Annotated in this window: 9 protein-coding genes; 7 read left to right on the forward strand and 2 right to left on the reverse strand. The window is 32.2% G+C overall.

The window, feature by feature from the left end; genetic code table 11:
- Positions 1 to 181: 181 nt before the first annotated feature.
- On the reverse strand, positions 182 to 1,156 hold the full coding sequence (locus OJ995_RS01700) for an SPFH domain-containing protein (RefSeq protein WP_133609102.1): 975 nt from the start codon (positions 1,154 to 1,156) through the stop codon (positions 182 to 184).
- Between the two features lie 255 nt (positions 1,157 to 1,411).
- Between OJ995_RS01700 and OJ995_RS01705 the strand changes: the two genes are divergently transcribed.
- Positions 1,412 to 2,059 carry a PorT family protein gene (locus tag OJ995_RS01705; RefSeq protein ID WP_264367854.1) on the forward strand — a complete coding sequence of 216 codons (648 nt, stop codon included), beginning with the start codon at positions 1,412 to 1,414 and terminating at the stop codon, positions 2,057 to 2,059.
- A gap of 75 nt (positions 2,060 to 2,134) precedes the next feature.
- Entirely contained in the window at positions 2,135 to 2,629 is a 495-nt protein-coding gene (locus OJ995_RS01710) for a hypothetical protein (protein WP_264367855.1), read from the forward strand.
- A 40-nt stretch (positions 2,630 to 2,669) separates the two neighbouring features.
- Here the strand turns inward: OJ995_RS01710 and gltX are convergent, their stop codons facing one another.
- Positions 2,670 to 4,166, reverse strand: coding sequence for a glutamate--tRNA ligase (gene gltX / locus OJ995_RS01715; protein ID WP_264367856.1), 1,497 nt, complete (start codon positions 4,164 to 4,166; stop codon positions 2,670 to 2,672).
- Positions 4,167 to 4,342: 176 nt separating this feature from the next.
- On the opposite strand from gltX, the gene OJ995_RS01720 reads away from it, so the two are divergent.
- The 5 genes from OJ995_RS01720 (at position 4,343) to OJ995_RS01740 (ending at position 11,765) form a co-directional block, all read left to right on the forward strand.
- Positions 4,343 to 7,660, forward strand: a complete 3,318-nt coding sequence (locus OJ995_RS01720; RefSeq protein WP_264367857.1) for a DUF4175 family protein — start codon at positions 4,343 to 4,345, stop codon at positions 7,658 to 7,660.
- Complete coding sequence (ybeY, locus tag OJ995_RS01725; RefSeq protein WP_264367858.1) at positions 7,653 to 8,072, forward strand: rRNA maturation RNase YbeY; 420 nt, start codon at positions 7,653 to 7,655, stop codon at positions 8,070 to 8,072. The genes OJ995_RS01720 and ybeY overlap by 8 nt, the downstream gene beginning before the upstream one ends.
- 56 nt (positions 8,073 to 8,128) lie before the next feature.
- Entirely contained in the window at positions 8,129 to 10,000 is a 1,872-nt protein-coding gene (gene mnmG / locus OJ995_RS01730; RefSeq protein WP_264367859.1) for a tRNA uridine-5-carboxymethylaminomethyl(34) synthesis enzyme MnmG, read from the forward strand.
- Between the two features lie 103 nt (positions 10,001 to 10,103).
- Positions 10,104 to 10,952 carry a class I SAM-dependent methyltransferase gene (locus OJ995_RS01735; RefSeq protein WP_264367860.1) on the forward strand — a complete coding sequence of 283 codons (849 nt, stop codon included), beginning with the start codon at positions 10,104 to 10,106 and terminating at the stop codon, positions 10,950 to 10,952.
- Between the two features lie 237 nt (positions 10,953 to 11,189).
- Positions 11,190 to 11,765: an OmpH/Skp family outer membrane protein gene (locus tag OJ995_RS01740; protein ID WP_264367861.1), complete on the forward strand. Its 576-nt coding sequence runs from the start codon at positions 11,190 to 11,192 to the stop codon at positions 11,763 to 11,765.
- Positions 11,766 to 11,785 lie beyond the last annotated feature (20 nt).

Raw genomic sequence — 11,785 nt, forward strand, 5'->3', positions numbered from 1 at the left:
CAATTTTTACCTAAATTTGAGGTAATTTAATTCTGATTTTCTCTTTTTGGAACTGTATCTAAAAAATTATCACTGAATTTATAAATTTCCAACATTTGGTTATAAAAAAACCACCAATTAAAAATTGATGGTTTTCGTTTTTCATGCTATCCCGAAGTTTCGGGATTAGTTCAGCATTTATTTATACTTCTTCAGATTCTCCTTCTGTTCCAAATTCGTCTTTTTGATGTTTCTTAGCAACTTTTTTGATGTTTCCTTTTTTCATCATTTCGCCTACTTGGTTTGATGCACTAAATGAAGCCACCATATTGTTTAACATGTCACTTCCAGCTTGAGGTGAGTTTGGTAATAAAATTAAATTACTATTTGCATCTGCACCGATCGCTTGTAAAGTATCGTAATGTTGCGTTACAACAATTAAAGCCGAAGCTTCTTGAGAATTAATTCCCACTTTGTTTAACACATCAACTGATTCTACTAAACCACGAGCAATTTCTCTTCTTTGGTCAGCAATACCTTGACCTTGAAGTCTTTTACTTTCCGCTTCTGCTTTTGCTTTGGCAACAATTCTGATTCTTCCTGCTTCTGCTTCGTATTCAGCAGCAGTTTTTTCACGGTCAGCTGCGTTAATACGGTTCATCGCATTTTTAACTTGAATATCTGGATCAATATCCGTAATTAACGTATTGATAATGTCATAACCATAAGTCGTCATCGCTTCGTTTAACTCACGTTTTACTGCAACTGCAATATCATCTTTTCTTTCGAAAACGTCGTCTAATTTTAATTTTGGAACTTCAGCACGCACAACGTCAAATACATAAGACGTAATTTGATCGTGTGGATATTCTAATTTATAAAACGCTTCGTATGCTTTTTCTTGTAATACTTTAAACTGAACCGAAACTTTCATTTTAACGAATACGTTATCTTTTGTTTTGGTTTCGATGATAACATCTAATTGTTGAATTCTTAGATTAACGCGACCTGCAATTCTATCCACAACTGGAATTTTTAAATGTAAACCAGAATTTCTCAAACTAAGAAATTTTCCAAAACGTTCCACAACAACAACTGTTTGTTGTTTTACAGTGAAGAAAGAAGATAAAAGGACAATTAATCCAACGAAAATAAGAGGGAACATGATAAACTCCATGATTTTATAGTTTTAGTTATACCTATTATACGCTTTTTAAAGTAAAAAGTTACAAAAACCAATTTTTAAGTTTACTTTTGGCGCTTCTTTTAATTTAAAAAGAAATTTAACCACATAGAAACATAGATTTTTTATATTGAATTTAAGGTATTTTATTTAAGATAGATATCAAAGCTATATAAAATGTAATCTATGGTAAACTTTAACTAGTGTAAAACCTTTGTTTCTATGTGGTTTAATATTTAAAAATAGTATATGAGAAAATTAACTTTTATTATTTTATTGTTTTCAACAGTTGCAATGGCGCAACGTGGTTTTAAAGACAGTAACAGAATTGGTATTGGAGCAGGTTTAACCCAATTGAATATTTTTACCGATAATTTTACAGTAACACCCGAAACTGGTTGGATTGGTGGTTTAAGTGTTAGAGGAAACTATTATAACAATTGGCAAATGAGTTTTGGTATGTTTTTTACCGATAGTAATTTTTCTATTCCAACACAAAAAGGATTCATTCAAACACAAACGAATTTCAAAATGTCGGCGGTTCAAATTTATATTGTACCAAGTTATGTTGCTATACCTGACCATTTGAATTTAGAATTTGGCCCAGTTTTACAAGTAAATGGTAAATTAGGAATTGATAAAGACGATGAAAACAATTTATTGTTAGATCAACCCGGTTTAATTGCCAAAGACATTTTAGATGTTTCGAAATTTAATGCGAATTTCTATGTAGGAATTAATGGTGGAGTTAAAAACGTAAGAGCAAGAATTGGTTACCAATACGGTTTAACGAATTTCTTTGGCAACTTAAAAAACAATGATAACGTAAAGTTACTTGATGAAAAAATGAAAGGAAATATTGGTTTAATTAGTGGTCAGATTACGATATATTTGTAAAATACTTACAAAAAGAAACTTTTTAAAAGCGCATATATTTTATATTTGCGCTTTCATATTTAAAATCTAATTCTTATGAAGAAATTAATATTATTACTATTTGTTGTAATTACTTTACAATCATGCTATTTTGCCAAAGCAAAGCAAATAAAAAAAATGAAAAAAGTTTATACTGTTGAAAATAATGCGATTCCTCCTCGTTTTGGCGTAAATAAAGATGAAGTATTAATTGTTATTTTAAAAGATAATAATCCTTATTATAACGGTTATGTAAAAAGAGCTGTTAAAAAGAATTATAAAGGAAACTATTTACTTGTAAAAGAATCAGAATTTTACAGCAATAAATTCTCAGATGTAGACAAATATAGATTTGTTTTTGATTTTTCAGAAGGTAGATCTTATTCTAATATGACAAATACGGGATATTCATCTGGAAGTTATAAAAGATTTTTTGTTAAAGATAGATTGCACAATAAGACATATCAAGTAATGGAAGATTTTAATTTTTTTGTAAAAGCAATGCATATTTATTTTGCGAACTTAGAATTAAAAAGAACAACTACAAATTAAATTTATAAAAGAAAAGCCCTGAATTATCAGGGCTTTTCTTTTATAAACTAGCAATCGCTTTTTCTATTCTCTTAACCGTTTCTTCTTTTCCTACCATTTCGATGATGTCGAATAAATGTGGTCCTTTTAGTGCGCCTACTAAACTTAATCGTAACGGTTGCATTACTTTCCCCATTCCAATTTCGTTAGCTGTCATCCATTCTTTTAATAAGGTTTCGATGTTAACGGATGTAAAATCTTCTATTTTATTCAATTCAGAAATCACTTGTTGCATTAAACCTGGTGTTTCTTCTTTCCAGTTTTTAGCTGCTTTTTCGTCGTATGATGTTGGCGCTTCAAAGAAATAATCGGCTAAATCCCAAAACTCATTCACAAAATGCGCTCTTTCTTTAATTAAAGAAACCACTTTTACCAAATCAAGAGAAGTTGAGATTTCTTTTTTATCTAAAATAGTTTTAAAGCTTTCCGCTAAACTTGCATCACTTTGCTTTTGTAAATACTGATGATTGAACCATTTGTTTTTCTCAGGGTCAAACTTCGCTCCTGCTTTGTGAATTCGGTTTAAATCAAATTTTTCTACCAATTCTTCTAATGAGAAAATCTCTTGTTCAGTTCCGTCATTCCAACCTAATAAAGCTAAAAAGTTGATAACCGCTTCTGGGAAAAATCCGTTTTCTCTATAACCTGATGAAGTTCCTTCTTCTGTTTTCCATTCCAAAGGAAATACTGGGAATCCCATTTTATCACCATCACGTTTTGATAATTTTCCATTTCCAATTGGTTTTAAAATCAATGGTAAATGCGCAAATTCTGGAGCATTCCAACCAAATGCTTTGTATAATAAAACGTGTAATGGCATTGATGGTAACCATTCTTCACCACGAATTACATGCGAAGTTTCCATCAAATGGTCATCCACAATATTCGCTAAATGATACGTTGGCATTCCATCTGATTTGAACAAAACTTTATCGTCTAATAAATTGGTATCAAATTTAATATCGCCACGAATGATGTCTTTTAATTCTAAAATTTCATTCACAGGTGTTTTAAAACGGATGACATAGTGTTCTCCATTTGCAATTCGTTCTTCAACTTTTTCACGTGAAACCGTCAACGAGTTATCCAATTGTTCTCTAACTGAATGATTATAAATAAACGTATTTCCATTTGCTTCAGCTTCTTTACGCATTGCATCTAAACTCTCAGCTGTATCAAAAGCATAATACGCCCAACCTGAATTAATCAATTGATCCGCATATTGTTGGTACATCGCTTTGCGTTCGCTTTGACGATAAGGTCCAAATTTTTCATTCTTTCCAACGGTTTCTTCTGGCGCAATTCCTAACCATTCTAAAGCTTCAAAAATATAAGCTTCTGCTCCTGGAACAAAACGCGTTTGATCGGTATCTTCAATTCGTAAATAGAAAGTACCACCGTGTTTTTTGGCAAATAAATAATTGAATAAAGCGGTACGAACACCACCAATATGCAAAGGTCCAGTTGGACTAGGTGCAAATCTTACTCTTACTGACATTTCATTAAATTTTGTGCAAAGATACGATTACAAATTAGAAGTAAGAATTTAGAATTTAGAAAATCTTATGGTTATTAACAATCCTATTCTGTAAATGTTAAGTTTCACTAAAAACCTATTGACTAATCTCACAAGATGTTGTAATTTTATCGGTTATAAACAGTATATCAACAATCTTGGAAGCAAAAAGCATTATTTTCGATAAGCTCGAAGGGTTTATCAAGAAGTTTTACACCAACGAACTGATAAAAGGAGTCATTCTTTTCATCGGATTGGGCTTGTTGTATTTCATTTTTACCTTATTGATTGAATACTTTTTATGGTTATCCACCTCCGGAAGAACTATTTTGTTTTGGTTGTTCGTTGGCGTAGAATCGTTTTTATTGTTTCGATTCATTGCTTTTCCACTGTTTAAATTATTCAAATTACAACAAGGAATCAATTACGAACAAGCGTCAGCCATCATCGGAAATCACTTTTCGGAAGTGCAAGATAAATTGTTGAACTTTTTACAATTGGCAAATCAAAGTCAAACTTCGGAATTATTAGCGGCTTCTATCGAACAAAAAGCAGCTTCGTTACAACCGATTCCGTTTTCGAATGCGGTGAATTTTGCTAAGAACAAAAAGTTTTTGCCTTATGCGATTGTTCCAATTCTATTATTGATACTTTTTTTCGTTACTGGAAATTCCGAAATCATTTCGAATAGTTTTGCTCGTGTAGTGAATTATGAAACGAAATATGCTCCGCCTGCTCCTTTTGAATTTGTAGTATTGAATAAATCATTAACCGCACAACAGAATTCTGATTTTGTACTACAAGTGAAAACACAAGGAAAAGTGATACCTGAAAATATTGCTATTCAAATTGGTGATGAAGAATATTTTTTACAAACCACAAAACCAGGAGTTTTTGAATATACGTTTTCTAAATTGTCAAAAGATGTTACTTTTTCGCTTTTAGCGAATGGATTAAATTCGAAAGAGTATCAGATTAATGTGGTAGATGTTCCAACGATTGCCAACTTTGAAATGGTCTTGCAATATCCTTCCTATTTAGGTAAAAAATCTGAAGTGATTCAAGGAACTGGAAACGCTGTAGTTCCTGTAGGTACGGTTGTAACTTGGAGAATTAATGCTTTGGCAACTGATAAAGTAAGTTTCAAAACGAATAATCAAGTGAGTGTTTTTGCTTCTAAGGAAAATAACTTTTCGCTTTCAAGAAGAATATCGGATAATTTAAGTTACGAAGTAATTACATCGAATAGAAACATCAACGAGTTTGAAAAGTTGTCTTATCAAATTGCAACGATTAAAGATCAATATCCAACCATTTCGGTTCAAATTGCACCTGATTCATTAAAGTTAAAATCGAAAATGATGATTGGACAAGTTGCCGATGATCATGGTTTATCGAAGTTACAAGTTGTTTTTTATCCAAAAGGAAATCCTTCTGCAACTCGAAAAGCGAATTTAGCGATTAACAAACAAGCGGTTGATCAATTTATTTATTCGTTTCCTAATGGTTTATCAATTGAAGAAGGTGTAAATTACGAATATTACTTTGAAGTATTTGATAATGATGTAGTTAACAATTATAAAAGCACAAAATCATCTGTTTTTCTTCATTATGAATTGACTGAAGACCAAAAAGAAGACAAACAATTGCAAGAGCAGAATGAAAACATCAATAGTTTAGAAAAATCGCTTCAAAATCAAGAGAAGCAAATTTCGGAATTGGATAAACTTCAAAAAATGAATAAAGAGAAATCTAGTTTAGATTTCAAAGATCAAAAGAAAGTCGAAGATTTTATCAATCGTCAAAAACAACAAGACGAAATGATGAAAGAATTTACTAAAAAGTTAACCGAGAATTTGGAAGAATTCAATCCAAAATCACAAGATAAAGACAAAGAAGAATTATTACGCCGTTTAGAAGAAGCTGAAAAGCAAGCAGAGAAAAATGAAAAACTTTTAAAAGAACTTGAAGAGCTTTCTAAGAAATTAGAGAAAGAGCAATTGTTTGATAAAGCTGATAAACTAAAACAAAATGCAAAAAATCAACAACAGAATTTAGAACAGTTAGTTGAATTGACGAAACGTTTTTATGTGGAACAAAAGGCGGAACAAATCGTAGATAAATTAGACAAGCTTGCTGAGAAGGAAGAAAAATTAGCTGATGACACTAAAGAAAATAACAAGGAAAATCAAGACGCTATCAATAATGAGTTTGAAGATATTAAGAAAGAACTTGAAGAATTAGATAAAGAAAATAAAGAATTAAAAGCTCCGAAGGATATTCCTAATGATAAGAATGAACAAGAGGATGTAAAAAAAGACATGGAAAAAGCTTCTGATGAATTGCAAAAGCAAAACCAACAGAAAGCAAAACCGAAGCAAAAATCGGCAGCCGCTAAGATGAAACAGATGAGTCAGAAAATGGCTCAATCTATGCAATCGGGTGAAATGGAACAAATGCAAGAAGACGCTAAATTACTTCGTCAGATTCTAGATAATTTATTAGCTTTTTCATTCGACGAAGAGAGTTTAATTAAGACTACAAATTCATCTCAAGTTCGTTCTTTGCAATTGAATAAAGTATTAAAAAAGCAACAAGATTTAAAATTACAATTCAAACACGTTGACGATAGTTTGTTTGCTGTTGCTTTACGTAATCCAAAAATTACTGAAACGATTCTAAATGAAGTTGGTGAAATCCATTATAATTTAGACAAGACTTTAGAAACATTAGCGGATAATAATATTCAGAAAGGAGCTTCACATCAACAATACGTTTTAACCTCTGCCAATCGTTTAGCGGATTATTTAAGTAATGTTCAAAGTGAAATGAATATGGAAATGCAAGGTCAAGGTTCCGGAAAAGGAAAACCAAAACCGGGACAAGGCAAAGGTGGAATGCAACTTCCAGATATCATCAAACAACAAGAAGGCCTTGGTGAGAAAATGAAAGATGGAATGAAACCTGGCGACAAACCGGGAGTTAAGCCAGGTGAAAAACCCGGTCAAGGAAAACAAAAGGGACAATCTGGTGAGAATGGTGAAGATGGAGAAAACGGTTCTGAAGGAAATGCAGGTAAAGTATTAGAAATTTTGAAAGAGCAAAGACAGTTGCGTGATGCTTTACAAAAAGCATTAGAAAAAGAAGGTATGACAGGTCAAGGGCAGAATGCTTTGAATCAAATGAAAGATATCGAAAAACAACTAATTAATAAAGGTTTTAAAAACGAGACCTTGCAAAAGATGTTGAATTTAAAACACGAACTTTTAAAATTAGATAAAGCGATTCAGCAACAAGGAGAAGATACTAAACGTCAATCTAAAACGAATGACAAAAACTATAATGGTAACACTACTCCACTTTCAAAGGAATTAAAAGAATATCTGAATAGTGTTGAAATATTAAACAGACAAAGCTTACCTTTGCAACCCAATTTTAACCAGAAGGTTCAAAACTATTTTAAAAGCAATGATTAGTTTTAATTACGAAACAGATTTCGAACTCGACAACGAAGAGCAATATGAAGATTGGATTTCCCGTATTATTGAATCCGAAGGATTTGATGAAGGTGAAATCAATTATATCTTTTGTGATGACGAATACCTACATAAAATCAATGTAGAATACCTTGATCACGATACTTTAACGGATATTATTAGCTTTGATTACACAGTAGGAAATTTAATACAAGGTGATATTTTCGTTTCAGTGGAACGAGTAAAGGATAATGCTAATGATTTTAATGTTTCTTTTGAAGATGAATTAAAACGTGTATTATCACATGGTGTTTTACACTATTGTGGTTACAAAGATAAATCTCCAAAAGACGAAGCTTTAATGCGTTCGAAAGAAGAAGAAAAAATGCAAATGTTTCACGTGGAACATTAAGCTTATAAACTAGAATTTTTTTAAATGTTTCACGTGGAACATAATATTTATAGAAGATGTTTTTAAATCAATATGATGTAATTGTTGTGGGTGCTGGTCACGCTGGTTGTGAAGCTGCTGCTGCTGCTGCCAACATGGGGTGCTCTACGCTTTTGGTGACAATGAATCTTCAAAACATTGCACAGATGTCGTGTAATCCTGCTATGGGAGGAATTGCAAAAGGACAAATTGTGCGTGAGATTGATGCCTTGGGTGGGTACTCTGGAATTGTTTCTGACAAGACCGCAATCCAATTCAAGATGTTGAATAAATCAAAAGGACCTGCGATGTGGTCGCCAAGAGTACAATCGGATAGAATGCGTTTTTCCGACGAATGGAGAACTATGTTGGAGAATACTCCGAATTTGGATTTCTACCAAGAAATGGTGGCTGGAATTTTAGCAGAGAATGGAAAGATTGTAGGGGTGAAAACTTCACTTGGAGTGGAAATCAAAGCAAAGTCAGTTGTGTTGACAAACGGAACTTTTTTAAATGGTTTGATTCATATTGGTGACAAACAATTTGGTGGTGGTCGCGCAGGAGAAAGTGCTTCTTTCGGAATCACAGAAGATTTAGTAAAATTAGGTTTCGAATCGGGAAGAATGAAAACTGGAACACCTCCACGAGTAGATGGTCGTTCTTTGGATTTTTCTAAAATGACAGAACAACCTGGCGATGATGTTCCAGAAAAGTTTTCGTATTCGAATTTGACCGCTCCATTAAAAACACAACGTTCTTGTTGGATGTCGTATACTTCATTAGAAGTGCACGATATTTTACGTGAAGGTTTTGATAGAAGTCCAATGTTCAACGGAAGAATTAAAAGTTTAGGTCCGAGATATTGTCCTTCGATTGAAGATAAGATTAATCGTTTTGCAGATAAAGAGCGTCATCAACTTTTTGTTGAACCAGAAGGTTGGACAACTTGTGAATATTATATCAACGGATTCTCAACTTCGTTACCAGAAGATGTTCAGTTCAAAGCTTTACGTTCGGTAGCCGGATTCGAGAATGTGAAATTTTTCAGACCTGGTTATGCTATTGAATACGATTACTTTCCTCCTACGCAATTACAACACACCTTAGAAACTAAATTAGTTGAAGGTTTGTATTTCGCTGGACAAATAAATGGAACAACTGGTTACGAAGAAGCAGCATCTCAAGGTTTAATGGCTGGAATAAATGCAGCTTTAAAAGTTCAGAATAGAGAACCGTTTATCCTTAAAAGAGATGAAGCGTATATTGGAGTTTTAATTGACGACTTAATTACTAAAGGCACAGAAGAACCATATCGTATGTTTACTTCGCGTGCCGAATACAGAACCTTATTGCGTCAAGATAATGCAGATTTTAGATTAACGCCAAAAGCATTTGAAATTGGTTTAGCTAAAGAAGAGCGTATGATTCGTATGGAACAAAAATTCTCTCAATCAGATGCGATGGTGAATTTCTTCAAAGAAACAAGCTTAAAACCTGAAGAAGCAAATCCTATATTAGAAGCCAAAGGTTCTGCACCAATGAGTCAACCTGATAAAATGTTTAAAGTGTTTTCTCGTCCACAATTGGATTTGGAAGATTTTAGAAAATTTAAAAAAGTAGCAGCTTATATTGAAGAACACGATTTAGATCAAGAAGTAGTTGAGCAAGCCGAAATCCAAGTGAAGTATTCTGGTTATATCGAAAAGGAAAAAAATAATGCTGATAAACTAACTCGTTTAGAAGACATGGTTATTCCAGATAATTTCAATTTCGATAAAATCCAATCGATTTCAATTGAAGCCAAACAAAAATTAAATAAAATTCGACCAAGAACTATCGCACAAGCATCTCGTATTAGTGGAGTTTCGCCAAGTGATATTTCGGTGTTGTTAATATACATGGGTAGATAAGAAAGTGTTCAGTGTTCAGTTTTTAGTGTTCAGTAAAAATGTTTCACGTGAAACAACGCCGTCAACCCTATTAAAATAAGCCTTTCGCATAAAAATATAATAAATGAATTTTTTAGAAGATAAAAGTTTTATTACCGTTAAAGATTTTTCAGTTTCTGGAGAATCTTTTTCCTTGTTGTTAAATGAAGAATATCAAATCTTAAAAACGCATCCGCAACCTACTTTAGATAAATTAGGTTCGTATTACGAATTTGAAGATTATATTTCTCACACCGATGGAAAACGTACGCTATTTGAAAAAATGTATCATTTCATCAAAAGAAAAGCCATTCGCGATAAAGTTAGTTTGATTAATTCACACCAACCTTTGAAAGGAAGAATTCTAGATATTGGTGCTGGAACAGGAGATTTCCTTTTGGAATGTAAAAATCAGAATTGGGAAATCTTAGGAATTGAGCCTAATGATAAAGCAAAAGGAATTGCTGTTGGAAAAGGAATTAAATTTGGCGATACGATTGAAAAGTTAGAAAGTAATTCATTTGATGTGATTACCATGTGGCACGTTTTAGAACACGTTCCAGATGTTGAACATCAAGTTGCAGAATTAAAACGTTTGTTGAAACCTTCTGGAACCATTATTATTGCCGTTCCAAATTTTAAATCGTACGATGCAAATCATTATAAAGAGTTTTGGGCCGCTTATGATGTGCCAAGACATTTGTGGCATTTTTCAAAAACAGCTATCGAAAAATTATTCGACAAGCAAAATATGAATTTAGAAGATATTAAACCAATGTGCTTTGATAGTTTTTATGTGTCACTTTTATCAGAAAAATATAAAACTGGTAAAATGAATTTCATTTCTGGATTTTTTATCGGTTTGATCTCAAATGTGTCGGGATTCTTTAAAAAGGAGTTTTCATCGCATATTTACGTGCTAAAAAACAAGTAAAAATCATTTTAAAGCGATTTTAGACGTTTTTTGATGTTTTTTTATGTTATTTATTGTCGTTTTTTAGAAAATTTGTTGTGAATGATTTATGAGAGTTGTTTTTTATAACTTGAATCTATCATTTTTAAAAATTCATATAAAAAAACCTTATAGTTGGAAAATAAATAAAAAAGCAACAAATTTGCTACTTACCAACTTATTATTACTTTTACAAAAATTATTAATTATTTAGATCAAATGAAAAAAGCCATTTTAATTTTAGGCGTTGCTTTAAGCATTTTAGCTTGTAACAAAACAGAAACAAATTCAAAAGAATTCAAAACAGCATATATCAACACATCAGAGATAATCGAGAAATACGAAAAGTTTAAAGATGAAGATGATAAATTCAAAGTTAAGTCGGAAGAATTAGGCCGTCCTTTAGAAGCTAAAGTAAGAGCTTTTCAGGCTGAAGCTCAAAATTTCCGTCAAAATGCTCAAGCTAAAGGACCACAATGGGCACAACAAATGGGTGCTGCTTTACAACAAAGAGAGCAACAATTAGGTGTTGAACAAAATGCTTTAATTCAACAATTACAACAAGAAGGAGCGGTTTTAAAAGACACTTTAATTAGTGAAGTAAAGAAATTCATCAAAGATTACGGTAAGAAAAAAGGATATGATTATATCTACGGAACAGGTGATGCTGCAACAGTTCTTTACGCTAAAGATGGTTATGATATCACAAAAGAAGTTTTAAAAGAACTTAACGAGACTTATAAAGCTACTAAGAAAGACGACAAAGTAGCCACTAAGGAAGAAGAAAAAAAATAATTGAAAGTCCCGAGTAATCG

The sequence above is a fragment of the Flavobacterium lacisediminis genome (assembly GCF_025909975.1).
GTDB classification, from domain to species: domain Bacteria; phylum Bacteroidota; class Bacteroidia; order Flavobacteriales; family Flavobacteriaceae; genus Flavobacterium; species Flavobacterium lacisediminis.